The 24,547-nt window shown below is 55.9% G+C and carries 23 protein-coding genes; 22 read left to right on the forward strand and 1 reads right to left on the reverse strand.

Translation table 11 applies throughout. The features are described 5' to 3' along the window. The first annotated feature begins 58 nt into the window (after positions 1-58). The 10 genes from miaB to E1N14_RS16565 all read left to right on the forward strand — a co-directional run bounded on the left by miaB (position 59) and on the right by E1N14_RS16565 (position 10,205). A complete protein-coding gene (gene miaB, locus E1N14_RS16520) occupies positions 59-1,483 on the forward strand; it encodes a tRNA (N6-isopentenyl adenosine(37)-C2)-methylthiotransferase MiaB (protein WP_025011684.1) in 1,425 nt (474 codons plus the stop codon). A gap of 129 nt (positions 1,484-1,612) precedes the next feature. Beyond that, on the forward strand, positions 1,613-2,659 hold the full coding sequence (locus E1N14_RS16525; protein WP_025011683.1) for a PhoH family protein: 1,047 nt from the start codon (positions 1,613-1,615) through the stop codon (positions 2,657-2,659). Next, positions 2,649-3,110 (forward strand): rRNA maturation RNase YbeY, encoded by a 462-nt coding sequence (gene ybeY / locus E1N14_RS16530; protein ID WP_062793834.1) that lies wholly within the window; start codon positions 2,649-2,651, stop codon positions 3,108-3,110. Before E1N14_RS16525 ends, ybeY begins: the two co-directional genes overlap by 11 nt. Before the next feature lie 32 nt (positions 3,111-3,142). Further along, the gene (corC, locus tag E1N14_RS16535; RefSeq protein ID WP_025011682.1) at positions 3,143-4,024 is read left to right on the forward strand and encodes a CNNM family magnesium/cobalt transport protein CorC; all 882 of its coding nucleotides are present in this window, start codon (positions 3,143-3,145) and stop codon (positions 4,022-4,024) included. Then, positions 4,021-5,574, forward strand: coding sequence for an apolipoprotein N-acyltransferase (gene lnt / locus E1N14_RS16540; protein WP_062793835.1), 1,554 nt, complete (start codon positions 4,021-4,023; stop codon positions 5,572-5,574). The genes corC and lnt overlap by 4 nt, the downstream gene beginning before the upstream one ends. 112 nt (positions 5,575-5,686) lie before the next feature. After that, entirely contained in the window at positions 5,687-6,406 is a 720-nt protein-coding gene (locus tag E1N14_RS16545) for a thermostable hemolysin (RefSeq protein ID WP_025011681.1), read from the forward strand. After that, positions 6,403-8,034, forward strand: coding sequence for an AMP-binding protein (locus tag E1N14_RS16550; protein WP_062793836.1), 1,632 nt, complete (start codon positions 6,403-6,405; stop codon positions 8,032-8,034). Before E1N14_RS16545 ends, E1N14_RS16550 begins: the two co-directional genes overlap by 4 nt. Continuing rightward, a complete protein-coding gene (locus tag E1N14_RS16555) occupies positions 8,034-8,705 on the forward strand; it encodes an iron-containing redox enzyme family protein (protein ID WP_062793837.1) in 672 nt (223 codons plus the stop codon). The genes E1N14_RS16550 and E1N14_RS16555 overlap by 1 nt, the downstream gene beginning before the upstream one ends. 14 nt (positions 8,706-8,719) lie before the next feature. Continuing rightward, complete coding sequence (locus E1N14_RS16560; protein WP_082813132.1) at positions 8,720-9,565, forward strand: SDR family oxidoreductase; 846 nt, start codon at positions 8,720-8,722, stop codon at positions 9,563-9,565. Beyond that, on the forward strand, positions 9,552-10,205 hold the full coding sequence (locus E1N14_RS16565) for a tetratricopeptide repeat protein (RefSeq protein WP_025011680.1): 654 nt from the start codon (positions 9,552-9,554) through the stop codon (positions 10,203-10,205). Before E1N14_RS16560 ends, E1N14_RS16565 begins: the two co-directional genes overlap by 14 nt. Before the next feature lie 163 nt (positions 10,206-10,368). On the opposite strand, the gene E1N14_RS16570 is transcribed toward E1N14_RS16565, so the two are convergent. Continuing rightward, a complete protein-coding gene (locus tag E1N14_RS16570; protein WP_025011679.1) occupies positions 10,369-10,869 on the reverse strand; it encodes a zinc ribbon-containing protein in 501 nt (166 codons plus the stop codon). A gap of 122 nt (positions 10,870-10,991) precedes the next feature. Between E1N14_RS16570 and leuS the strand changes: the two genes are divergently transcribed. The 12 genes from leuS to E1N14_RS16630 all read left to right on the forward strand — a co-directional run bounded on the left by leuS (position 10,992) and on the right by E1N14_RS16630 (position 24,410). Beyond that, positions 10,992-13,571, forward strand: coding sequence for a leucine--tRNA ligase (gene leuS, locus E1N14_RS16575; protein ID WP_062793838.1), 2,580 nt, complete (start codon positions 10,992-10,994; stop codon positions 13,569-13,571). A 17-nt stretch (positions 13,572-13,588) separates the two neighbouring features. After that, positions 13,589-14,098 carry an LPS-assembly lipoprotein LptE gene (locus tag E1N14_RS16580; protein WP_025011678.1) on the forward strand — a complete coding sequence of 170 codons (510 nt, stop codon included), beginning with the start codon at positions 13,589-13,591 and terminating at the stop codon, positions 14,096-14,098. Beyond that, the gene (holA, locus tag E1N14_RS16585; protein WP_025011677.1) at positions 14,098-15,129 is read left to right on the forward strand and encodes a DNA polymerase III subunit delta; all 1,032 of its coding nucleotides are present in this window, start codon (positions 14,098-14,100) and stop codon (positions 15,127-15,129) included. The genes E1N14_RS16580 and holA overlap by 1 nt, the downstream gene beginning before the upstream one ends. A gap of 9 nt (positions 15,130-15,138) precedes the next feature. After that, positions 15,139-15,831 (forward strand): nicotinate-nucleotide adenylyltransferase, encoded by a 693-nt coding sequence (gene nadD / locus E1N14_RS16590; RefSeq protein ID WP_062793839.1) that lies wholly within the window; start codon positions 15,139-15,141, stop codon positions 15,829-15,831. 91 nt (positions 15,832-15,922) lie between these two features. After that, complete coding sequence (gene rsfS / locus E1N14_RS16595; protein ID WP_025011675.1) at positions 15,923-16,252, forward strand: ribosome silencing factor; 330 nt, start codon at positions 15,923-15,925, stop codon at positions 16,250-16,252. Beyond that, the gene (gene rlmH, locus E1N14_RS16600) at positions 16,252-16,722 is read left to right on the forward strand and encodes a 23S rRNA (pseudouridine(1915)-N(3))-methyltransferase RlmH (RefSeq protein WP_039034324.1); all 471 of its coding nucleotides are present in this window, start codon (positions 16,252-16,254) and stop codon (positions 16,720-16,722) included. Before rsfS ends, rlmH begins: the two co-directional genes overlap by 1 nt. Before the next feature lie 87 nt (positions 16,723-16,809). Continuing rightward, positions 16,810-18,654, forward strand: coding sequence for a penicillin-binding protein 2 (gene mrdA, locus E1N14_RS16605; protein ID WP_025011673.1), 1,845 nt, complete (start codon positions 16,810-16,812; stop codon positions 18,652-18,654). Then, a complete protein-coding gene (gene rodA / locus E1N14_RS16610) occupies positions 18,638-19,741 on the forward strand; it encodes a rod shape-determining protein RodA (protein ID WP_025889581.1) in 1,104 nt (367 codons plus the stop codon). The genes mrdA and rodA overlap by 17 nt, the downstream gene beginning before the upstream one ends. Before the next feature lie 11 nt (positions 19,742-19,752). Next, complete coding sequence (gene mltB / locus E1N14_RS16615; RefSeq protein WP_062793840.1) at positions 19,753-20,748, forward strand: lytic murein transglycosylase B; 996 nt, start codon at positions 19,753-19,755, stop codon at positions 20,746-20,748. Further along, the gene (locus E1N14_RS16620) at positions 20,735-21,526 is read left to right on the forward strand and encodes a septal ring lytic transglycosylase RlpA family protein (protein ID WP_025011672.1); all 792 of its coding nucleotides are present in this window, start codon (positions 20,735-20,737) and stop codon (positions 21,524-21,526) included. Before mltB ends, E1N14_RS16620 begins: the two co-directional genes overlap by 14 nt. 128 nt (positions 21,527-21,654) lie before the next feature. Then, positions 21,655-22,836: a serine hydrolase gene (locus E1N14_RS16625; RefSeq protein WP_025011671.1), complete on the forward strand. Its 1,182-nt coding sequence runs from the start codon at positions 21,655-21,657 to the stop codon at positions 22,834-22,836. Positions 22,837-23,108: 272 nt separating this feature from the next. Next, a complete protein-coding gene (locus E1N14_RS16630) occupies positions 23,109-24,410 on the forward strand; it encodes a DEAD/DEAH box helicase (RefSeq protein WP_028781592.1) in 1,302 nt (433 codons plus the stop codon). Positions 24,411-24,547: the final 137 nt, after the last annotated feature.

The raw sequence follows: 24,547 nt of genomic DNA on the forward strand, positions 1-24,547 counted from the left end.
ACAGCAGGTAAAATGGCGCGCTATTTTTTAAGTGGTTCCGAAGAGCGACGCAAAACTGATGAGTAAAAAACTCCATATTAAAACCTGGGGCTGTCAGATGAATGAGTACGACTCATCCAAGATGGCCGATCTGTTAAACGAATTTCAGGGCTACACCCTGACCGAAGAGGCTGATGAGGCAGATATTCTGCTGCTCAATACCTGTTCTATTCGTGAAAAAGCGCAGGAAAAGGTATTCCATCAGCTGGGCCGCTGGAAAACACTCAAAGACAAGAATCCTGAGCTGATCATTGGCGTGGGTGGTTGTGTGGCTTCGCAGGAAGGCAAGGCGATAAAAGAACGCGCCCAGTGCGTGGATATTATCTTCGGCCCTCAAACCCTGCACCGTCTGCCAGAGATGATCAACCAGGTTCGCAGTGGCGACCAGGCGGTGATTGACGTCAGCTTCCCGGAAATCGAGAAGTTCGACCGTTTGCCCGAGCCCCGCGCCGAAGGCCCCACCGCCTTTGTCTCCATCATGGAAGGCTGCAGCAAGTACTGCTCTTTCTGCGTGGTGCCCTATACCCGCGGCGAAGAAGTCAGCCGGCCACTGGATGACATCATCCTGGAAATCGCTCAACTGGCCGAGCAAGGGGTGCGTGAAGTCAACCTGCTGGGGCAAAACGTTAACGCCTATCGCGGCCTGACCCATGATGACGAAATTTGCAGCTTTGCCGAGCTGCTGCGTTATGTGGCCGCCATCGACGGAATCGACCGCATCCGCTTTACCACCAGCCACCCGATAGAGTTCACCCAGGACATTATCGATGTCTATGAAGACACTCCTGAGCTGGTCAGCTTCCTGCACCTGCCGGTGCAATCGGGTTCAGACCGCATTCTGACCCAGATGAAGCGCGGCCATATGGCAATCGAGTACAAGTCTATCATTCGCCGTCTGCGTAAGGCGAGACCGGATATTCAGATAAGCTCCGACTTTATCATCGGCTTCCCCGGCGAAAGCAAAGAAGATTTTGCCGACACCATGAAGCTGATTGAAGAAGTGGGCTTCGACCACAGCTTCAGCTTTATCTACAGTGCCCGTCCCGGCACCCCGGCGGCCGACTTGCCGGATGATGTGGATATGGAAGAGAAAAAGCAGCGTCTGGCAATCCTGCAGGACAGGATCACCCAACAGGCGCAGCGCTACAGCCGCCAGATGCTGGGCACAGTGCAACGAATTCTGGTGGAAGGCCCATCGGTCAAGAACCCCATGGAGCTACGCGGCCGCACCGAAAACAACCGTGTGGTCAACTTCGAAGGCCAGCCCAAGCACATAGGCAGCTTCGTGGATGTGGAAATCGTCGATGTCTACACCAACTCGCTGCGCGGCAAGTTTGTTCGCGGTGAAGATGAGATGGACTTGCGCAAGAGCCTGCGCCCCAGTGATATTCTGGCCAAGCATAATCAGGAAGACACTCTGGGCGTGACTCAGTTCACCCCGTAAGCGCCGAGACTTCCACGGCGGCCCGGCTCTTCGGACCCGGGCCGTTTTATTTTAGGCTCGATTTTCCGTTAGCATTTATGCCTTCACGCTCGTAAACTGATCAAAGATGACATCAACAGGAGTTTTTGTTTGTCTCACAAATTAACCACCATGAATCTGTATCTCGAACCGGCCGACAGCCGCCGTCTGGCGTCTCTGTGTGGTCCGTTCGATGACAATATCAAGCAGCTCGAGCGCCGGGTGGGCGTCGAGATAAGCTACCGCAACAACCATTTTCAGATTGTCGGCCAGCCGCGTAACTGCCTCACGGCCAACAACCTGCTGAAACAGCTCTATGTCGAAACCGCGCCGGTAAAAGGCTCGACCCCGGATCTGGAGCCCGAGCAGGTGCATATCGCCATTCAGGAAGCCATTGCCCTGGAAGCCGACGACAGCGGTGCAGAACCCAAAGAGCACTATATCAAGACCCGCAAAGGGGTGATTAAGCCGCGCAATCCCAACCAGACCCAATATGTGGCCAACATAGTGCGCCATGACATCACCTTCGGCATAGGCCCCGCCGGTACCGGCAAGACCTATCTGGCCGTTGCCGCCGCCGTGGATGCGCTGGAGCGTCAGGAGATCCGCCGCATTCTGTTGACCCGCCCTGCGGTGGAAGCCGGTGAGAAGCTGGGGTTCCTGCCCGGCGATCTGAGCCAGAAGGTAGACCCTTACCTCAGGCCTCTGTATGACGCCCTGTTTGAGATGCTCGGGTTTGAAAAGGTTGAACGACTGATAGAGCGTAATGTTATCGAGGTCGCGCCGCTGGCCTATATGCGTGGCCGCACCCTCAACGATGCCTTTATCATTCTCGATGAGAGCCAAAATACCACGGTGGAACAGATGAAGATGTTCCTCACCCGTATCGGCTTCAACTCCAAGGCGGTGATCACAGGTGACATTACCCAGATAGATCTGCCGCGCAACGCCAAGTCAGGCCTGCGCCACGCCATTGAAGTACTGAGCGAAGTGGAAGAGATCAGCTTCAACTTCTTCCAGGCCCAGGATGTGGTGCGCCACCCGGTAGTGGCCCGCATAGTGGAAGCTTATGAAGCACACGATCAGCGCCAGCAGGCGGCCAAGGCCCAACGCGACAGCCAATATCAACTGACAGAGGCCGGCGCCCATGAGTCTTGATCTGCAGCTGGACCTGCAACTGGCCACAGAAGCGCAAAATCTGCCATCCCAGAGCGATTTCGAGCTCTGGGCCCGTACTGCCATAGGCAATAGTATGGAGCAGGCCGAGCTGACCATACGTCTGGTGGACAGTGAAGCGAGCCAGCAGTTGAACCGGGACTATCGCGGCAAAGACAAGCCCACCAATGTGCTGTCATTTCCGTTTGAAGCGCCACCTGGAATAACCCTGCCATTACTCGGGGATCTTGTCATTTGCGTTTCAGTCGTTGAAAATGAAGCCCGTGAACAGCATAAACCGCTACAGGCGCACTGGGCACATATGGTTGTGCACGGTTGCCTGCATCTGCTAGGTTATGATCACATCGAAGATGCCGAAGCCGAAGAAATGGAGTCGCTAGAGACCCAACTTATTGAAAGCTTAGGTTTTACTGACCCATACAAGGAGCAATAATTGCCAGGGTTCGCCCTGTCATGAAGAACACTATGAGTGACGATATCCCCCCGAGTACCAGCGCCCATAAGAAAGGCTGGTTTGACCGAGTAAGCCAGTTATTCCAGGGCGAACCTCAAAATCGCGAAGATCTGGTTGAGGTGATCCACGATGCCGAGCAGCGTGAGCTCATCACTGAAGATACCCGCGAGATGATAAAAGGTGTTTTAGAGGTATCTGATTTGCGTGTAAGGGACATAATGATCCCCAGAGCGCAGATTGTCGCCATCCAATTCAATGACTCTGTTGAGGAACTGCTCAACACTGTCATCAACTCTGCTCATTCCCGCTTTCCTGTGGTCAATGAAGACAAAGACCATATCGAAGGCATACTGCTGGCCAAAGATCTGCTGAAGTACGGCTTCAACAACAGTGAAGAACCCTTCTCACTGGAAAAAGTGATCCGCCCGGCCGTTGTGGTGCCCGAGAGCAAGAGAGTGGATGTGCTGCTCAAAGAGTTCCGTTCCCAACGCTACCATATGGCGATTGTGGTCGATGAATACGGTGGTGTTTCCGGCCTGGTCACCATTGAAGATATTCTCGAAGAGATTGTCGGCGATATCGAAGATGAGTTCGATCACGACAACAGCGACGAGTCTGAGATCCGTAAAGCCGGTAACCGGGTTTACATGGTCAAGGCACTGACCGAGATTGAAGATTTCAACGAAACCTTCAACACCCATTTCAGTGATGAAGAGTTCGACACAGTCGGCGGCTTGGTGTCCCACGCCTTCGGTCACTTGCCGGAGCGCAACGAGAAGATCGTCATCGACGGCATTGAATTTAAAGTCATCAGTGCCGATACCCGCCGTTTATTGCAACTCAGGGTGAAACTGCCCGATCCCAACGATACTGAAGACAGTAACGACCAGTGAAGTCCACATTAGCGGCGCTACAACGCCACCCCAAGCTGCGTCTGGTACTGGCCTTTTTGGCCGGTGCCAGTACAGCACTTTCCTTTGCCCCCTACGATCTCTGGCCCATCTACCCGCTGGCGCTGGCCTTTGGCCTTTGGCACAGTGACAAGCTTTCCCCCAAGGCCAGTTTTGGCTATTGGCTCAGCTTTGGCTTTGGCGCCTTTGCCTTCGGGATCAGCTGGGTGCATGTCAGCATGGACAGATTCGGTGGCTTGCCGCTGATTGCTTCCATAGGCCTGATGGCCCTGTTGGCCCTCTATCTGGCCTTGTATCCGGCGCTGGCCGGTGCCCTGCTGGCAAGGCTGGCGCCCAAGCGTCATAACTGGCAACTGCTGGGGCTGTTTCCGGCGCTCTGGACCCTGTGCGAATGGCTGCGGGGCTGGGTGCTCACCGGCTTTCCCTGGCTCTGGGGCGGCTATAGCCAAACCTCGGGCCCCTTGAAGCCACTGGCCTCAATGATAGGCACTTTGGGGCTCAGTTTTGTGGTGGCGCTGCTGGCAGCAAGCCTGGTGCTGCTACTCAAACGCCGCTGGCTCAGCCTGGTGGTGAGCTCGGCGCTACTGGCCCTGCTCGTATGGCAGGCGCCGCGATTTTCAACGGTTGAGCGCACCGGTGAGACCCTCAGCGTGGCGCTGGTGCAGGGCAATATTCCCCAAAGCATGAAGTGGGAGCCGGACGCGCTCTGGCCGACTATGCTCAAATATATGGATCTCTCCCGCCCGCATCTGGACAGAGACCTGGTGATCTGGCCCGAGGCGGCGATACCAGCCCCCGAAAGCATGGTGGCCGAGTTTCTCGACAACGCCAACAAGGTTGCCAATCTGCGGGATGCCGCCATCATCACAGGTATCATCAGCCAGCAAAATGGCGACTTCTACAACTCGCTGATCGTGCTGGGGAATCATCATCAAAAACAGCAACAGAACGCCGACTATAGCGCAGCGGGTGACAACCAGTTCCGCAAACATCACCTGCTGCCCATAGGCGAGTTTGTGCCCATGGAGTCGCTGCTGCGGCCACTGGCGCCCTTTTTCAACCTGCCCATGTCCTCGTTTGCCAGAGGCAGTTATCAGCAAAACAACCTGACGGCGCTGGGTCATACCCTGGCACCGGCTATCTGTTATGAAATCGCTTTCCCCGAGCAGCTCAGAGCCAACGTCGCCGAGGATACCCAGGTGTTGCTGACCGTCTCCAACGATGCCTGGTTCGGTGAGTCCAATGGCCCACTGCAACACATGGAGATAGCCCAGATGCGCTCGGCCGAGTTGGGCCGGCCTCTGCTGCGGGCCACCAACAATGGTGTCACCGCCGTAGTGGATGAATTTGGCAATATCAGTGCCAAACTGCCGCAGTTTGTCGAGGGCGTACTCACGGCTGAAGTGCCGCTGGTCGAGGGCCAGACCCTGTTCAGCCGGGTCGGTCAATGGCCGGTACTGGGGCTGAGTGGCTTGCTGCTGCTTTTGGGGCTGTTGTATTGCCCCAAACGGCGAAAGAACGATAAAAGCTAAGAGCAACCAATTGATTTTTATCTAATTGATAAAAAATTAATGAACACATAAGTAATTCTTAAGACTGCTTTTCTAGGCTCTGGATACTGGTTAACAGATCCGGAGTATCTCTATGGTCAAGCAGTTTCCCCTGTCTGCCCTGGAAAAGGACGTCCCAAGCTCTGCCAACCCACCTCATTCGCTTCCCGAGTGTCGCCTGTTCCATGAGCAGGCAGAGGGCCGCGCTGAGGTCGAAGACTATATCGCCGCCAAGTACTTTCAGGTGCATGGCGCCAAGCTCAAGGAATTTTTGCCTTTCTTACTGCAGCTGAGCATGAAGGGGCAGCCTCAGGGTGCCTTCGGCCTCAGAGCCGGTTGTTACTACCCCTTGTTTCTGGAGCAATACCTAGAAGCCCCCATAGAGCAGCAAGTGGCGCAGCTGACCAAACGCCCGGTGGACAGGGCTTCCTTGGTAGAGGTGGGCAATCTGGCACTGACCAATAAGAGTTCAGGGCCACTGCTGCTGGTACTGCTTGCAGCCACTCTGGCCAGAGCCGGTTTTGAGTATATGGTCTTTACCGTCACAGAGCAGGTGGAGGCGCTGATGAGACTACTGGGCTTTTCGCCCATGCTGCTCTGTAGCGCCGATCCTGAGCGACTGGAAGGTGACAGCGCCATCTGGGGCAATTACTACCGCAACAACCCCAGAGTCATGATTGGCGATCTGCGCCTCGCCCAAGAGGTGATAGAAACCAGTCCCCGCTTGAGACGACTGGCACAAAGGCACGAATCGGATATCAGCACCATGGCGGCCGAATTGGCTTATGCCAGGACCCGGGAGCCAAACCTATGACTCCATCGCCCCCATTAAGCCAAGCCAATACCTCTGAGTCAGGCGCCGGAACAAACCTTGATTGGGATGTCCTGGGCAAACTCAACGGCGAAGATCAGGCCATTGCCCTTAGCGATGCTGAGCGGCGACTCAGCTACCTTGAACTGAAAACAGAAATCCGCCGCTACAGTGATTTCCTCAAACGCCTGAATATCCGCAGCCTGGCACTGCATGCCGGCAACAGTGTGCAGTGGGCGATACTGGATCTCGCCTGTCAGCAGGCAGGAGTTCTTTGCCTGCCCTTGCCGCTATTTTTCTCCCAAGAGCAGTTGGCAAACTGCCTTGAACAAACCTCGGTTGAGCTGGTGCTCAGCGAAAGCCCACAAATTCAGCCTTGTTTGCCAAAGGGCTTCGCGCCTTACCAAGGTCTCAGTGAACTGGGCTGCAGTCTATACGGCTGGCATTTATACAGCAGGCAGTTATACGACGAGCAGCTATCTGACGAACAGCTCTGCGACGGACATCCGGGCCAACAGAGCGTTTGCGCCGAGAAAACGGCGGCTTTTCCACAAGTCCCTCAGGGCACAGCCAAAATTACCTTTACCTCAGGCTCTACCGGTAATCCCAAGGGGGTGTGTCTCAGCAGCGAGCATCAATGGCGGGTGGCCGAATCGCTTGCAAAAGTCACCGCCCTGCCCAGCCCTCGGCATCTTTGTCTGTTGCCCTTGAGCACCTTGCTGGAAAACATCGCCGGTATCTACAGCCCCTTGCTGTGCGGCGGCACTGTGCTGCTGCCCTCGGATAAAGCACGCGGCATGCACGGCAGCTCGAGACTCGACAGCCGGGCGCTGCTGCAAACCATAAGCCAAGCGCAGCCGAGCAGCATGATACTCATTCCTCAGTTGCTGACACTGCTGGTCGGTGCCTGCGAGCAAGGTTGGCAAGCGCCAAACTCACTGCGCTTTGTCGCCGTTGGTGGCGGCAAGGTCGCCCCCGAGTTGCTGCTGCGGGCCAGGGAGCTTGGATTACCGGTTTATGAAGGTTACGGCCTGTCGGAATGCGGCTCTGTCGTGGCGCTCAACACCCCGGAAAAAGACACTCCCGGCTTTGCCGGCACAGTGTTGCCTCACTGCAAAGTCACCATTCGCGGCGGCGAAATCCATGTCGGCGGCGCCTGTCACCTGGGGTATCTCGGCCAACCCGAGACTTGGGGCCTGGGAGAAATCGCCACCGGCGACCTTGGCCAGCTCGATAAAGGTGTGCTCACCATTAGCGGGCGCCGCAAGCATCTGCTTATCAGCTCCTTTGGCCGCAATATCAGCCCTGAGTGGGTGGAGTCGGCGCTGATGGCCAAACCGCTGCTGAGTCAGTGTATGGTGCTTGGCGACGCCAAGCCTTGGCTCAGCGCGCTACTGTGCGCTCCGCACCAAGTCAGCAATGAGCAGCTCCAGGCTTGGCTGGATGCTGTCAATGCCACACTGCCCGACTATGCCAGGATCAAACGCTGGATAAGACTGAATGAAACCGAGCTCAAGCCTCACACCACAGCCAATGGCAGGGTCAAGCGCGCCTCACTGCTGAGCGCCCTGGCCGCTCAAATAGAACAGCTCTATCTATCCGAAACCCCATATCTTGAGGGAGCCCTATAATGAATTTCTACGACCAATTACAACAAGCAACCCAGAGCGGACGCGAGTATCTGCTGGCCAGTCCCATCATAGGCAAATGCCTGCAAGGAGAGATAAGCCTGGAGGAATATGTCGCCTTCCTGCACCAGGCCTATCACCATGTGAAGCACACTTCGCCGCTGCTCATGGCCACAGGCGCCAGACTGCCGGAAAGCAAGGAATGGCTCAGGGTGGCGGTAGCCGAGTATATCGAAGAGGAGCAAGGCCACCAGGAGTGGATCCTCAATGACATAGCCGCCTGCGGTTTTGACAAGGAAAAGGCCAGGCGCAGCACGCCGCTATTTGCCACAGAGGTCATGGTGGCTTACGCCTACGACATGGTGAATCGGGTAAGTCCGCTGGGCTTTTTCGGCATGGTCAATGTACTGGAAGGCACCAGCATTAATCTGGCGCTGCTGGCGGCCGAGAAAGTGCAATCGCGCCTGGGGCTGCCGGATTCAGCCTTCAGTTATCTCAAGTCTCACGGCGAGCTGGACAAGCAACATATCCATTTCTTTGAGGGGCTGATGAACCGGATTGAGGATCGCGATGAACAGGCCTTGATCATTCACGCCGCCAACAATTTCTACCGCCTCTACGGCAATATCTTCCGCGAGCTGGCGCCGGCCCAGGCCTTGGCGCTGGCCTCCTGAAAACGGTGACCAATATGGAACTCAAGTATCTGAATGTCATCATCACAGGCGCCAGTGGTGGCATCGGCAGCGCCATCGCCAGGGCGCTGGCCGCCAAAGGCGCCAGACTGCTGCTCTGCGGCCGGGATCAAGCCAAACTCGATGCCTTGAAACAGAGCCTTGCCGGGGAGCATCACACCTTAAGCGCCGATCTGACCAGCAGTGGCGGTCAGTGTCAGCTGCATCAGGCCGCCGGGGTGTTCAGCCCCAAGGTGTTGATTAACTGCCTCGGGGTCAATCAGCTCAGCATGTTGGAAGCCAGCGACACCTGTGATACCCGCGCCATGATGGCGGTGAACCTGGAGGCGCCCATCAACTGTTGCCGCACCCTGCTGCCCTTGCTCAAACGTCAGTCCGAGGCCGCCATCATCAATGTCGGCTCCATTCTCGGCAGCATAGGCTACCCGGGTTCCAGTCTTTATTGCGCCAGCAAGTTTGGCCTCAGAGGCTTTACCGAAGCACTGGAGCGGGAGTTGGCCGACAGCAAGATTAAGGTGCTCTATTTCGCCCCCAGAGCCACGGATACCGAACTCAACACAGAATCGATGCGCCAGCTCAATTCGGCGCTCGGCAACCGTCAGGACAGCCCGGAGTGGGTGGCCGACATCCTCTGCCGCGATCTGGCCGATAATCGCCGGGGCCGCCGTTTTATCGGTTGGCCGGAAAAGCTGTTTGTGCGGATAAACGCCCTGCTGCCCGGCCTGGTTAACAATGATACCCGCAAGAAACTGCCACTTATCCGCCAGTTTTGCCAAAGGGCCATGCCAATACAAGACACGGCCAACCCCATCACCGAAGGAGAGAAACATGAAGCCATTTAAACTCTTGTGCCTGAGCGCAGCGCTGCTGGTGAGTCCTTCGCTCTGGGCCGATGACGCCAGCGATCTGGCCGTCAAACAGTTGCAACACGACTGGGCCATCAACAACTATCAACTCAGCGGCGACGAGCAGGAAAAAGCCTTCGTTAAACTGCTGAAGCTGGCAGATGAGTCGGTGCAGTCCCACCCCCAAAGTACAGGAGTGCGCATCTGGCACGGGATTATCAACTCTACCTATGCCGGGGTCAGCGGCGGCCTCGGTGCCCTCAAATATGCCAAGCGGGCTCGCAGTGATTTCGAGCAGGCGCTTAAGCAAGATCCCACCGCGCTCAAGGGCTCAGCCTACACCAGTCTCGGGGTGCTTTACTACAAGGTGCCCGGCTGGCCGCTGGGCTTTGGAGACGATGACAAGGCCGAGGAGTTGCTGAAACAGGCGTTGGAGCTCAACCCCGATGGCATAGACAGCAACTACTTCTACGGCGACTTCCTGCTGGAAGAAGACAGGTATGACGAAGCCCTGCCTTTCCTGCAAAAGGCGCTCGAAGCCGCCCCAAGGCCAGGGCGCGAGCTGGCAGATGCGGGTCGCAAGCAGGAAATCAAGGCAGCACTCGCCAAAATCGCCGCCTATCGCGATAACAGTTGATCAAAACCTGTGTTGAGAAGCGGCACATCTGCAGCCAAAGCCTGCCCGGCTCAAACGGCATAAACAGCATAGAAAACGCAGGCCGGAGCCTGCGTTTTTATGTCTGTGCGTTTGAGGGTTTTCCCTTGAGCTCCAAACCATTGAAAGCCTGAATATCTATGATTCAGGGCGCCAGCGCTTCACGGGTAAATTCCGAGTGGTCACACTCGGGGCAATCGGGAATGATGCCGGGGAACTCGAAGTCCATCTCATGGCCGCAGTTACTGCAGACCATCTTGCCCTGACTGACGATATCGCCGCTCTGATAATAACCATGGTGTTTGAACTCATGGGCCAGTTCGTGCCACTCCACCTGGCTGCGGTCACTGATTTCGCCCAGCCAATGCCAGAGGGTGTTTTCCAGTGTCAACATAGTGGGGCTGTAACTGATGTCATCTTCCGTTTGGCTCTGGATATAACTGGCGATATCCCGCTTGAGGAACTCCTCGACCAGAGACAGCTCGGCCTCACCGGCCTGCTGCTTGATGGCCAAATACTCTTTCCCTTCCTTGATAGAGTTAAATAAGCTCTTAACTGTCAATGAGTTATCTTGGTTATACTGTTGTTTGACTCTGTCAATCAAGGCCTGATACAGCGCCAGTAACTCCGTACTTCTCTCACTCATGGCCAATACTCCTTTAAGACGAACCTTTCTTAATGACTCACTTCTGGTTTATTCTATGCAGATCTAAACGGCGCAGTATAGCGCGCATGTCAAAATAATGGGCGGCATTGCCGAAAAACCTGATGCAAGAGCAATATAATCCCTCAGAAATCGAAGCCAAAGTGCAAACGCACTGGGCAGAAAAGAAAACTTTTGAAGTCACCGAAGATCCGAGTAAAGAGAAGTTCTACTGCCTCTCTATGTTCCCCTATCCTTCAGGTCGGCTGCATATGGGACACGTGCGTAACTACACCATAGGTGACGTAGTTTCCCGTTTCCAGCGTCTGCAGGGTAAAAATGTGCTTCAGCCCATCGGCTGGGATGCCTTCGGTCTGCCGGCAGAAAATGCCGCGATCAAGAACGCCACTGCGCCGGCGCCTTGGACCTATGAAAACATAGATTACATGAAGAACCAGCTGAAAATGCTGGGTTTCGGCTACGACTGGAGCCGTGAGATTGCCACCTGTACCCCGGAATACTATCGCTGGGAACAGTGGTTCTTCACCAAACTGTATGAAAAAGGCTTGGTGTACAAGAAAACAGCTTCAGTCAACTGGTGCCCCAATGACCAGACTGTACTGGCCAACGAGCAAGTTATCGATGGTTGCTGCTGGCGCTGCGACACTGTGGTTGAGCAGAAAGAGATCCCTCAGTGGTTTATCAAGATCACTCAGTACGCCGAAGAGCTGCTGAACGATATCGATACCCTCGAAGGTTGGCCTGAGCAGGTCAAGACCATGCAGCGTAACTGGATTGGTCGTTCCGAAGGGGTCGAGATGACCTTCAAGGTGGCCGGTTCCGACGATAGCTTCGACATCTACACCACACGTCCGGATACCGTGATGGGCGTGACCTATGTGGCCATCGCCGCCGCTCACCCGCTGGCCGAGAAAGCCGCCGCCAACAACCCGGCGCTGGCAGCCTTTGTTGAAGAGTGCAAGCAGAGCACTGCCTCCGAGGCCGAGCTGGCCACCATGGAGAAGAAAGGCGTCGATACCGGGCTCAAGGCGATCCACCCGCTGACAGGCGAAGAAGTCCCGGTTTGGGCCGCCAACTTTGTCCTGATGAACTATGGTACCGGCGCCGTGATGTCGGTTCCCGGCCACGACCAGCGTGACTATGAGTTCGCCACCAAGTATGGCCTTGCCATCAAGGGCGTGATTAAGCCTGCCGACGGCGAGCTGGATATCTCTGAAGCCGCTTACACTGAAAAAGGCATACTGTTCAACTCAGCCGAGTTCGATGGTCTGGACTTTGAAGCCGCCTTCAACGCCATCGCCGACAAGCTGAGTGCCGAAGGCAAAGGCAAGCGCCAGGTTAATTTCCGTCTGCGCGACTGGGGCGTCAGCCGCCAGCGCTACTGGGGCGCACCTATCCCTATGGTGACTCTGGAAGACGGCACTGTGATGCCGACACCTGAAGAACAACTGCCGGTCATTCTGCCGGAAGACGTGGTCATGGATGGGGTCCAAAGCCCAATCAAGGCCGACAAAGAGTGGGCCAAAACCACAGTCAACGGCCAAAATGCCCTGCGCGAAACCGACACCTTCGACACCTTTATGGAGTCCAGCTGGTACTATGCCCGCTACTGCTCGCCCAAGGCAGATCAGATGCTGGATCCAGCCAAGGCCGACTACTGGCTGCCGGTAGATCAATACATAGGCGGTATCGAACACGCCTGTATGCACCTGTTGTACTTCCGCTTCTTCCACAAACTGTTGCGTGATGCCGGTTTGGTTAACTCCAACGAACCTGCCAAGCGTCTGTTGACTCAAGGCATGGTACTGGCCGATGCCTTCTACTACAGCAACGAGAAAGGCGCCCGCGTTTGGGTATCGCCATTGGAAGTGACTGTGGTTGAGAAAGACGACAAGGGTCGGATCCTCAAGGCGGTGGACAATGAAGGCCATGAGCTGACTTACACCGGCATGAGCAAGATGTCCAAGTCGAAGAACAACGGCATCGATCCGCAAGTGATGGTAGAGAAGTACGGCGCCGATACTGTGCGACTGTTCATGATGTTTGCCTCACCACCGGAGCTGACATTGGAATGGCAGGAATCAGGCGTGGAGGGTGCCCACCGCTTTATCAAGCGTCTGTGGAAACTGGCCCATGACCATATCGCCAAAGGCGCGGCTCCAGCGCTGGATATCGCGGCACTGACCGGCGAGCAGAAAGCACTGCGCCGCGAGCTGCATAAAACCATCGCCAAGGTGACCGACGATATCGGCCGCCGTCAGATGTTCAACACCGCCATTGCCGCCGTGATGGAACTGATGAATGCGCTGCAGAAGGCTCCGCAGGAAACCAGGCAGGACAGAGCCCTGATGGCCGAAGCCCTGTCTGCAGTGGTGCGTCTCTTGTACCCCATCACCCCACACCTGAGCTTCAACCTGTGGCAGGAGCTGGGCATGGAAGGCGATATCGAGTCAGCCAGCTGGCCCGAAACCGACGAATCTGCACTGGTCGAAGACAGCAAGCTGATCGTGGTGCAGGTCAACGGTAAGCTCAGAGCCAAGATCACTGTGGCGGCCGATGCCGCCAAGGAAGAGGTCGAAGCTCTGGGTCTGGCCGATGAGCAGGTGATAAAGCACACCGAAGGCAAGACCATCCGCAAGGTGATCTATGTTCCGGGTAAACTGCTGAACATAGTCGCCAACTGAGAAAAAACAGGACATCCATGCTGAAACTATCTTTAAGCGTGAAGCAGTTGATGTTCGCCCTGCTGGCACTGGTCGTTATGACCAGTGCCGGTTGCGGCTTTCAACTTCAGGGAAGTTATTCCATTCCGCCCGAGCTCAGTAAGCTGAGCCTGGAGAGCAGCGACAAATACAGCGAGCTGAGCCGCCTGGTGCGTGAACGCCTGCGTCTCAACAATGTCGGCATAGAGGAACCCGCCAAGGGCATTCCCCGGCTGGTGCTGCTGAGCGACACTCTGGAGCGCTCAACCTTGTCGCTCTACCCCACAGGCAACGTCGCCGAATATGAACTCATCTACCATGTGCGTTTTGCCGTGTCTTTGCCGGGCAAGGAAGCACAGCCTTTCGATGTGGAAATCCGCCGCGATTATCTCGACGACCCCCGCACCGCCTTGGCCAAGAGCCGCGAGATGGAGTTGCTGGTCAAAGAGATGCGCATTCAGGCCGCCGATAACATCATCCAGACTCTGGCCGCCATCGAGGTGAACTGATGCGGGTCTATCCGGATCAGTTACACCGGCAGTTGTCGCCGCTGAAATCCTGCTACCTGCTGCTGGGTGATGATCCCTATCTGCTGGACAGCAGCAAGCGGCAAATCCTGGCAGCCGCCCGCAGCCAAGGCTTTGAAGAAAGGTTACAACTGACTCAGGAAGCCAACTTCAACTGGCAGGATCTCGCCAACGAATGGCACGCCATGAGCCTGTTTGCCAGTCGCAGAATCATAGAGCTCAACCTGCCCCAGGCCAAGCCGGGTGCAGATGGCGGCGCCATGCTGCAAAGCCTTATTGCTGAACAAAACCCGGATATAGTGTTGATCATCGACGGCCCCAAGCTTGGCCGCGATCAGCAAAACAGCAAGTGGTTCAAAGCCCTGGACAGCCAGGGTCTTTATGTTCCTTGCGCCACACCCGAAGGGGCTCAGTTCCAGCGCTGGCTCGACGGCCGTATTCAATATTATCGGCTCAATCTCAAAAACGATGCCAGAGCCATGCTGTATGCCCTCTACGAAGGCAATCTGCTGGCCGCCGATCAGGCGATGCAACTGCTGCAACTGCTGGCTGGCGCCCGTCCTGTGGACAGCGAAGAGCTGAGCCGCTACTTCGAAGATCAATCCCGCTTCAGCGTGTTCCAATTGACCGATGCCCTGCTGGCCAACCAACAGGATAAGGCCCAGCATATCCTCGCCCAGCTCAAGGCCGAAGAAACCGCCATGCCCATTATCCATTGGGCGCTGCAAAAAGAGCTGACCTTGCTGCTGATGCTGCAATCGGCCCGCAGTCAGGGCGAGAGCCTCAATAGCCTGTTCGGCAAGCATAGAATTTGGGACAAGCGCAAACCGCTCTATCAGGGCGCCCTCACACGGCTGAGCCTGGAAGCCATAGAGTCCATGCTGGCTATCGCCTCCAAGCTGGAGCTGGCACTGAAACAGCAAGGCCAGGAAAACTGGACCGGCCTTTCCCATCTGTGTTTGCTGTTCGATCCCAAGGCGGCACGCCACCTTGGCCATATTGAGTTCGACTGAGGAGGCAGGATGCGTATCGGGCTGATGGGCGGTACTTTCGACCCAGTTCACTATGGTCACCTCAAACCCGCGGCCGAAGTCAAAGCCCGGCTAGAGCTAGATAAGCTCTGGTTGCTGCCGAACCATATTCCGCCGCACAAAGCCAAGGCCACCGCCAGCAGCGAGCAGCGCCTGGCCATGCTTAAACTGGCCTGCGACGAGTTCCCCGATATGGACATTTGCGATATCGAGCTCAAGCGCAATGCCCCCTCCTATAGCGTCGCGACGCTGGAAGCGCTGCAGCAAGCTTTCCCTGGCGCCGAATTTCAATTCATCATGGGTACAGATTCCTTGCTGTCACTGCCGAGCTGGCATCAATGGCAGCGGCTGTTTTCCCTGTGTAACCTGGTGGTTTGCAAGCGCCCGGACTGGCACCTGCCAAAGGACGCCGAAATCCAAACCGAACTGGCCCAAAGAGGCTGCTCGGTCACCCAGGCCTTGGCGGCAAGAGTCTGTGACGATGCAAATGGCAATAGCAGTAGCGGTGGCATTGAAAAAGCACAATACGGCAAAATCATCAGCCTCTCGGTCAAGCCGCAGCCCTTCTCCTCCACGGCCATTCGCCGCGCCATCGCTGCCGGTGACATTAATGCCTGCCGCGCCGCCATGCCCAAAGCCGTGCTCGAGTATATAGTCGCAAACCGCCTCTATCTTGGCGGTTAACTGCGGTGGATGGACGATAAATGCTATGGGACTTGCCCGCCTGCGCTGATATACTACTGCGCTTGATCAAAAACATGAGAGGATCTTCAGCGTGCAAGGCACAGAACTGAAACAATTTGTTGTCGACAAGGTCGATGATCTCAAGGCTCGGGACATAGTCGTGCTGGATGTCAGCAAAAAGTCCAACGTGACCGACTTTATGGTTATCTGCTCAGGCACATCCAAGACCCATGTTCGCGCCATTGCTGAAAATGTGGTTGCCGAAGCCAAGCAAGCCGGCATGCAACCTCAGGGCGTAGAAGGCCGCGACAGCAGCGACTGGGTTCTGGTGGATCTGGGTGATGTGATTCTGCATGTGATGCAGGAGCAAACCCGCGAACATTACCAGTTGGAAAAACTCTGGTCTGACGCCAACGCCTGATGAAACTGCAACTCGTTGCCGTAGGCACCAAAATGCCGGACTGGGTCAGCAAGGGTTTCGCCGAGTACCAGCGCCGCTTCCCCAGGGACATGGCGCTGGAGCTGGTTGAAATTCCTGCCGGCAAGCGGGGCAAGAATGCCGATATCGCCCGTATTCTGCAAAAAGAGGGCGAAGCCATGTTGGCCGCGATTCCCAAGGGCAACCATATCGTCACTCTGGATCTGCCGGGCAGGAACTGGACTACTCCGGAACTCGCCTCTGCCATGGAAAAATGGCAGCTCGATGGCCGGGATGTCAGCCTGCTGATAGGCGGCCCGGAAGGCTTGGCTCCCGCCTGTAAACAAGCCGCCAGCCAAAGCTGGTGTCTGTCGGCCCTGACCCTGCCCCACCCCTTGGTGAGAGTCGTGGTGGCCGAGAGTCTTTACCGGGCCTGGAGCATCAACAACAATCATCCCTACCACAGGGAATAAGGCACCCAAGAGCCACTTGCATTAGCTGACTTTGCATTAACTGTTTGAGCCGGAGAGGATCCATTGCCGCGTAGAAAGCGAATAACCATGCATGATCACGCCGCCGAGGCGGCACTGTTCAAACGCCGGGCGCTGTTTACCTTTGTCTGCGTGGTCGCTTTGCTCAGCCTGTTGCTCGGCAACCTCTACTATCTGCAGGTGGTGTCTTTCAAAGACTACGAAACCCGCTCCAATGATAACCGTATCCGAGTGGTACCGCTGGCGCCCAGCCGCGGCCTGATCTATGACCGTAACGGCAAGCTGCTGGCAGAGAACCTGCCCTTCTACACCCTGGAAGTGATCCCGGAGAAGGTGAAGAACATGCAGCAGACGCTGGATGAACTCTCAACCGTTATCGACCTCAGTCAGGATGAGCGCGACAGCTTCACCGAGTCACTGAAATATCACCGCCGCTTCAAGCCCTTGCCGCTCAAGACCCGGCTGACGGAAGACGAGGTGGCCCTGTTCAGTGTTAACCAACACAGGTTCGATGGTTTCTATGTCGATGCCGGTCTTAAACGCCACTATCCCTACAGCAGCCTGCTGACCCATGTGCTGGGCTATGTCGGCAAAATTAACTCCAGGGACAGAGACGCGCTGGAACGCTCCGGCAGTTGGAAAAACTATGCCGCCACCAAAGACATTGGCAAACAGGGGATAGAAAAGTTCTATGAGAGCCTGCTCCACGGCCTGCCCGGGCATCTGGAGGAAGAGGTCAATAACCTGGGACGCAGTGTTCGCACCCTCAAGGTGACCCAGCCCGAGCCAGGACAGGATATCTACCTGACACTGGATCTGCAGCTGCAGCAAAAGGCCACCGAGCTGCTGGATGGCCGCCGCGGCTCAATCGTGGCAATAGACCCAAGAGACGGCGGGATTCTGGCCATGGTCTCCAGCCCCAGCTATGACCCGAACCAGTTTGTGCACGGGATCAGTTCCAAGGCATACAGCGAGCTGCTCAACAGCCGCTCGCGCCCCTTGATTAACCGCGCAACCCAAGGGCAATATGCCCCAGCCTCCACGGTCAAGCCACATCTGGCGCTCTTGGGACTGGAAGATCAAACCATTAGCGAGAAGACCCGCATCTGGGATCCGGGCTTTTGGCAGATCCCTGGGGTCGACCGTAAATATCGCGACTGGAAACGCTGGGGCCACGGCTGGGTGGACGTATATGACTCCATAGTTCACTCCTGCGATACCTTCTACTACGACATGGCTTACAAAGTGGGCATCGACAAGATTTCCGGCTTCATGGATCAATTCGGCTTCGGTCAGAATACCGGGGTGGATATCTTCGAAGAGTCTGCCGGGGTAATGCCATCGAGGGACTGGAAACGCCTCAAGTACAACCAACCTTGGTACATAGGCGACACCATCTCGGTCGGGATTGGCCAGGGTTACTGGACCACCACGCCGTTGCAGCTGGCCAATGCCACAGCCATTTTGGCCAACCGCGGCAAACGTTTTACCCCGCACCTGCTCAAGGCCATAAAGGACAACACAGCCCGCATTGAGACGCCGGTGGATGAAAGGCCGCCGATAGTGCTGAAAAACAAAAATAACTGGGAGATCATCAACGAGGCCATGCGCCGCACCGCGCAGAAGAGTCGCTTCACTGATGCCAGTTATACCGCGGCGATGAAGACAGGTACCGCCCAGGTCTTCAGCGTTGCCGAAGATGAGAAGTATGATGCGGACTCCATTGACGAGCATCTGCGCGACAACGCGCTGATCATCGCCTATGCCCCCTACGAAAATCCGAAAATAGTGCTTGCGGTGGTACTGGAAAACGCCGGTTGGGGCGGCGCCAACGCCGGGCCGGTTGCCCGGGCCATGCTGGATGAATATCTGCTGCGGGATACCTGGGAGTTGAAACATGAGCCACAGCCGTAAACCCAATATCTGGCAGAAGATGCATATCGATCTGCCGCTGCTGCTCGGCATCCTGGGCCTGATGGGCTTTGGCCTGTTCGTCATCTATTCTGCCAGCGGTGAAGACCTGGCCATGATGGAGCGGCAGCTATTCCGTATGGGGCTGTCCCTTGGGCTGATGCTGTTTATCGCCCAGATTAACCCCGAGGTGTTTCGCCGTTGGGCTCTGCCCATTTATATTGCCGGGGTCGCGCTGCTGCTGGGGGTGCATTTCTTCGGTGAGATCAACAAGGGCGCCCAACGCTGGCTCAACCTGGGCTTCATGGAGTTTCAGCCGTCTGAGCTGATGAAACTGGCCTTCCCTATCACCATGGCCTGGTTTATCTCCAAGTTTCCCTTGCCGCCGAAGAAGCGTTATCTGGCCGGTGCAGGGGTGATTTTGCTGATCCCCACTCTGCTTATCGCCAAACAGCCGGATCTCGGCACCTCAATTCTGGTGGCCGCCTCGGGGATCTTTGTACTGTTTCTCTCCGGCATGAGCTGGGCCATTGTCGGCGGTTTTATCGCCGCCGTGCTGGCGCTGCTACCGATTCTGTGGTTCTTTTTGATGCACGACTACCAGCGCAATCGAGTGATGACCTTGCTGGATCCCGAGGCCGATCCGCTCGGTACCGGCTACCACATCATTCAGTCCAAGATTGCCATAGGTTCAGGCGGACTCTGGGGCAAGGGCTGGCTCGATGGTACTCAGTCGCAGCTGGAGTTTTTGCCGGAGCGCCACACCGACTTTATATTCGCCGTGATCGGTGAGGAGTTTGGCCTCATCGGCAGTCTGCTGCTGCTGGCACTCTATCTCTATGTAATCGGCCGCGGCCTGGTGATCGCCTCCAGGGCTCAAACCAGCTTTGCCCGCTTGCTGGCCGGCTCGCTGACCCTCACCTTCTTCGTTTATGTGTTTGTGAATATCGGCATGGTGTCCGGTATTTTGCCCGTAGTGGGAGTCCCACTGCCGCTGATAAGTTATGGCGGCACCTCTATGCTGACATTGATGGCCGCTTTTGGCATTCTAATGAGTATTCACACCCATAGACGCTTCATCGACAGATAGGAACGCCTTACATGCCGACATTCAAAAAGCTGCTCGCACCTCTGGGCCTGCTGCTGAGTCTCAACCTCAGCGCCTGTGCCACCGCCGAGGTGCCCTCTCCCGAGCAGCTCAAGCAGGATTTTATCAAACAGCAACGGAGCCAGGGATTTAGCCAAGAAGAAGTCGAAAGCTTCCTCGCCTCGGCCCAGAAAAACCAGGCGGTATTGGATGCCATCTCCAGTCCTTGGGAGGCCAAACCCTGGCATCAGTACTACCCCATTTTTCTGACCGAGAAGCGCCTCGAAGCCGGGCTGAGTTTCTGGCAGCAGCACGAACAGACCATAGCGCGCGCCGCCAAGACCTATGGCGTGGATCCGCAAATCATAGTGGCCATTATCGGTATTGAAACCTTCTACGGCGGTTACATGGGCAAGTACCCGGTGATCGATGCCCTCTATACCCTGGGATTCTACTACCCGCCACGGGCGACTTTCTTTCGCGGCGAATTTGCCAAGCTGATGACGCTGCTTAAAGAGGAGCAACTCGATAAGGAAACCCTCCTGGGCTCCTACGCCGGCGCCATGGGCTATGGCCAGTTTATTCCTTCAAGCTATCTGGCCTACGCGGTCGACTTTGACGGTGACGGCAAGCGGGATCTGCTGGGCAGTGTCGACGATGCCATAGGCTCAGTAGCCAACTATTTTCATCGTCACGGCTGGAAAGCCGGTGAGCCGGTGGCACTGGAACTGAGCACCACAGCTACGCCCAAGGCCAAGGTCTGGAAGGGAGAAAGGCTCAATTACCAAGTGGCCGATATCCTCTCTCCCGAGGTGGCACTGAAGGAAAACCGGGATCTGGATGCCAGCCAAAAAGCACTGCTTATCGAGTTGGAACAGGCCGATGCCAAAGACTATTGGCTGGGGCTGAACAATTTCTATGTGATCACCCGTTACAATCGTAGCCCGCTGTACGCCATGGCGGTTTATCAATTCAGTGAACAACTCAAAGCCCACCATGACAAGACTTAAACTATTGCTGCCACTGACCGCCTCTATTCTGCTGGCCGCCTGTGCCGGCAACTCGGGCCGTTACACCATGAAAGATGATAGGCCTCCGGCCGATGCCCCGGATGTCTCCAAGGTGGAAGATGCCCACCCCAGGTTCGAGCCCTACAGCAAACAGGGCAATAAGGATTACCAGGTCAGAGGCAAATCCTACCAGGTGATGCCGTCCGGCAAGGGGTACAAGGTTGAGGGGCTGGCATCCTGGTATGGCGCCAAGTTTCACGGCCATCTGACCTCCAACGGTGAAACCTATGACATGTACTCCATGTCGGCGGCGCACAAGACATTGCCACTGCCCAGCTATGTCAGGGTCACCAACCTGGCCAACAACAAGAGCGTGGTTGTCAGGGTCAATGACCGTGGCCCCTTTCACCCCGACAGAGTGATAGATCTGTCCTACGCCGCGGCTTACCGGCTGGACATGCTGAAGACAGGCACCGCCAGGGTGAGGCTGGAAGTCCTGTTTGAGGACAGTGAAGAGAGCCAGACCATGGCCGAGCTTCGCAGCGACAATTTGCACTATGTGCAGGTGATGGCATCCGGCTCGCGCGAACGTCTGCTTGAGTTGGCTTCAGAGCTTGAAAACAAGTACCAGGTCAAGAGCCGAATTACCGATGCCAAGCCGGTATACAGGCTGCAACTCGGCCCGGTCAGCCATGAAGGTATTGCCGCCAAATTGCTGGAAAAGCTGAAGCAGGAAGGCTTCCCGAGCAGCTATATGGTGACTGAACCAAAATCATAAGCGTTCAAAATTCCACCATATTTTTAACTAATTAAGGAACCTTAACTGAAATCTCCGGTCGACTAATGTTATACTCGCTGCGAATTTCAGCATATTTTCCGACTCCAACCAGAAGACGTATTCAGGTAATGATGAATTTTGTAAAAAGTCCCGCGAAAGCCTTTCTGTTGTTCGCCTGTGCCTCAGTTTCCGCCGCACAGGCCAACAATGCCCCGATAGTCGTCCCAGATGCACCGGATGTTGCCGCCAAGGCCTATGTCTTGATGGATTACAACTCAGGGCGCTTACTGGCGGAAAATAACGCCTACGAAAGCCTCAACCCTGCCAGTCTGACCAAAATGATGACCAGCTATGTCATAGGTCAGGAGATCAAGGCGGGTAATGTCTCTCCCGATGACGATGTGACCATCAGCAAGAACGCCTGGTCGAAGAACTTCCCCGACTCCTCCAAGATGTTTATCGAAGTCGGCAAGACGGTTAAAGTCTCGGATCTGAACCGGGGTATCATCATCCAATCCGGTAACGATGCCTGTGTTGCCATGGCCGAGCACATTGCCGGAACCGAAGGCGCCTTCGTCGATCTGATGAACTCCTGGGCCAAACAGCTGGGCATGCGTGACAGCTACTTTGAAAACTCCCACGGCCTGGATTCGGACAACCACAAATCCACCGCCTATGATATGGCACTGCTGGGCGCGGCCCTCATCCGTGATGTACCCAACGAGTACGATATCTACAAGGAAAAATCTTTTACCTACAACGGTATCAAGCAGTACAACCGTAACGGCCTCTTGTGGGATAACAGCCTCAATGTCGACGGCATCAAGACAGGCCACACCTCGGGTGCCGGCTATAACCTGGTATCCTCAGCCACCAAAGACGGCATGCGCCTGATTGCCGTGGTCATGGGCACCAAGAGTGAAGCCGCCCGTAAGGCCGAGAGCAAGAAACTGCTCAACTATGGCTTCCGTTTCTTTGAAACCATCACCCCTTACAAGGCCGGTGACAGCTTTGTCACTCAGAAGATCTGGTACGGCGACCGTGACACAGTGGACTTGGGTGTAACCACTGACACTCCTGTCACCATCAACCGGGGTCAGGCTAAAAACCTGCAGGCCAACTTCGAACTGACCAAAGAACTGACCGCACCGCTGGCCAAGGGTGAAGTCGTCGGCCGGGTATACTTCCAGCTTGATGGTAAAGACATTGCCCAGTTCCCACTGGTAACATTGGAAGAAGTCAACGAAGGCAGCTGGTTCAGCAAGCTGATGGACTACTTCAAGCAGATGTTTGCCGGCTGGTTCAGCTAAGCCAATAAATCGTGAGAGAATGCCGCCTGCGGGCGGCATTCTTGTATCTGCAAGAGACAGTGATATCCGCAGCGCCTCAGGGCATTTATCCTTGCAGTGCAAGAATAAAGCAGAAATGAGCAGGCCTTGGTGGATTTTTTTGCTATACTCCGCGCCCGCCCGGGTTATCCCGGCACTTGGCGTTTACTCAGGCCTGAGCTTCCGGCATTAGGGCCGCCGACACCCGAAACAGCTAAGACACACGCCAAGCGGTTGAATACAGGAATATCGAGATGAAGTTTGAATCTTACAGTTTTGCCCCCGAAATACTCCGCGCGCTCAAAGAGTGCGGTTATGAGAGCATGACACCGATTCAGAGACAGGCCATCCCTGCGGTTCGCCGCGGTCAGGACGTGCTGGCCAGCGCCCAGACGGGCACAGGCAAGACAGCCGCCTTTGTGCTGCCTATTTTGCAGCGCCTGCAGGATAACCCGCTCGAACTCAAACCCGGCAATATCCGGGCCCTGATCCTGGCACCGACCCGTGAGTTGGTGTCCCAGGTTGCCGACAATGCCCGCCAATACGGCAAATACCTGCAACTGTCGGTGGCCACTCTGTTTGGCGGCGTCAAGTCGGCATCTCAGGTCAACAAGCTCAAGCAAGGCGCCGACATAGTGGTGGCCACTCCGGGGCGTTTACTGGAACAACTGCTGGCCGGTAACCTGAGTCTGGGCTCGCTGGAAGTGCTGGTGCTGGATGAAGCCGACCGTATGCTGGATATGGGCTTTATCAACGATATCAACAAAATACTTCAGAGCGCCGCCAAGCAACGGCAAAATCTGATGTTCTCGGCCACCTTCTCTGGCGCGGTAAGGCGCCTGGCCGATGAGATAATGAACAAGCCCAAGGTCATCACGGCCGACCGCCAAAACACCACAGCGGTGACCGTCAGCCAGGTGGTCTACCCGGTAGAGCAGCGCCGCAAGCGTGAACTCCTGTCTGAACTTATCGGGCGCAAGAACTGGCAGCAGGTGCTGGTGTTTACCGCCACCCGTGAAGATGCGGATCATCTGGTCAAGGAGCTGAATCTCGACGGTATCGCCAGTGCCGTGGTGCACAGTGAAAAAGCCCAGGGCAGCCGCCGCCGGGCGCTCAGAGAATTCAAGGAAGGCAAGGTACGGGTGTTGGTATCCACCGAAGTGGCCGCCCGCGGCCTGGATATTCCGGATCTCGAGTATGTGGTCAATTACGATCTGCCCTTCCTGGCAGAGGACTATGTGCACCGTATCGGTCGCACCGGCCGCGCCGGCAAGACGGGGGTCGCCATCTCTTTTGTCAGCCGCGAAGAAGAGCGCACTCTGGCCGACATCGAAAAACTGATTGGCCAAAAACTCAAGCGCATCATGATGCCAGGCTATGAAGTGAGTAATCGCGATCTCCTGCTCAAGCAACTGCAAAAACGCCGCAGCTTCGCCAAGAAAAAGCCGGGCGCCAGCAGCGCCTCGGAGCAAGTCGCAGCGGAAAAGAGCATGTCCGGCCGCAGAGTTAAGGTTAAAGTCGGCTCCGGTGGCATCAAGCCCAAGAAGCTCAAATGAGCCGCCCCGCATGACGGGCTTTGCTCCTATGTTGATGTCCGGCCCTAAAATAGGTTGACACTTTTTTGAATAAAAACGCCTGATGAATTTCATTGGGCGTTTTGTTTTTAAGGCGTATGTGTAGTGGCCAAGTTAAT

The organism is Shewanella algae, from assembly GCF_009183365.2.
Taxonomy (GTDB): Bacteria; Pseudomonadota; Gammaproteobacteria; order Enterobacterales; family Shewanellaceae; genus Shewanella; species Shewanella algae.

Bases quoted from the DNA above. Each gene is read 5' to 3' on its own strand.
- miaB (WP_025011684.1), top strand. From the start codon at position 59: ATGAGTAAAAAACTCCATATTAAAACCTGGGGCTGTCAGATGAATGAG.
- ybeY (WP_062793834.1), top strand. From the start codon at position 2,649: ATGAGTCTTGATCTGCAGCTGGACCTGCAACTGGCCACAGAAGCGCAA.
- corC (WP_025011682.1), top strand. From the start codon at position 3,143: ATGAGTGACGATATCCCCCCGAGTACCAGCGCCCATAAGAAAGGCTGG.
- E1N14_RS16545 (WP_025011681.1), top strand. From the start codon at position 5,687: ATGGTCAAGCAGTTTCCCCTGTCTGCCCTGGAAAAGGACGTCCCAAGC.
- E1N14_RS16550 (WP_062793836.1), top strand. From the start codon at position 6,403: ATGACTCCATCGCCCCCATTAAGCCAAGCCAATACCTCTGAGTCAGGC.
- E1N14_RS16555 (WP_062793837.1), top strand. From the start codon at position 8,034: ATGAATTTCTACGACCAATTACAACAAGCAACCCAGAGCGGACGCGAG.
- E1N14_RS16560 (WP_082813132.1), top strand. From the start codon at position 8,720: ATGGAACTCAAGTATCTGAATGTCATCATCACAGGCGCCAGTGGTGGC.
- E1N14_RS16565 (WP_025011680.1), top strand. From the start codon at position 9,552: ATGAAGCCATTTAAACTCTTGTGCCTGAGCGCAGCGCTGCTGGTGAGT.
- E1N14_RS16570 (WP_025011679.1), bottom strand. From the start codon at position 10,869: ATGAGTGAGAGAAGTACGGAGTTACTGGCGCTGTATCAGGCCTTGATT.
- leuS (WP_062793838.1), top strand. From the start codon at position 10,992: ATGCAAGAGCAATATAATCCCTCAGAAATCGAAGCCAAAGTGCAAACG.
- E1N14_RS16580 (WP_025011678.1), top strand. From the start codon at position 13,589: ATGCTGAAACTATCTTTAAGCGTGAAGCAGTTGATGTTCGCCCTGCTG.
- holA (WP_025011677.1), top strand. From the start codon at position 14,098: ATGCGGGTCTATCCGGATCAGTTACACCGGCAGTTGTCGCCGCTGAAA.
- nadD (WP_062793839.1), top strand. From the start codon at position 15,139: ATGCGTATCGGGCTGATGGGCGGTACTTTCGACCCAGTTCACTATGGT.
- rlmH (WP_039034324.1), top strand. From the start codon at position 16,252: ATGAAACTGCAACTCGTTGCCGTAGGCACCAAAATGCCGGACTGGGTC.
- mrdA (WP_025011673.1), top strand. From the start codon at position 16,810: ATGCATGATCACGCCGCCGAGGCGGCACTGTTCAAACGCCGGGCGCTG.
- rodA (WP_025889581.1), top strand. From the start codon at position 18,638: ATGAGCCACAGCCGTAAACCCAATATCTGGCAGAAGATGCATATCGAT.
- mltB (WP_062793840.1), top strand. From the start codon at position 19,753: ATGCCGACATTCAAAAAGCTGCTCGCACCTCTGGGCCTGCTGCTGAGT.
- E1N14_RS16620 (WP_025011672.1), top strand. From the start codon at position 20,735: ATGACAAGACTTAAACTATTGCTGCCACTGACCGCCTCTATTCTGCTG.
- E1N14_RS16625 (WP_025011671.1), top strand. From the start codon at position 21,655: ATGATGAATTTTGTAAAAAGTCCCGCGAAAGCCTTTCTGTTGTTCGCC.
- E1N14_RS16630 (WP_028781592.1), top strand. From the start codon at position 23,109: ATGAAGTTTGAATCTTACAGTTTTGCCCCCGAAATACTCCGCGCGCTC.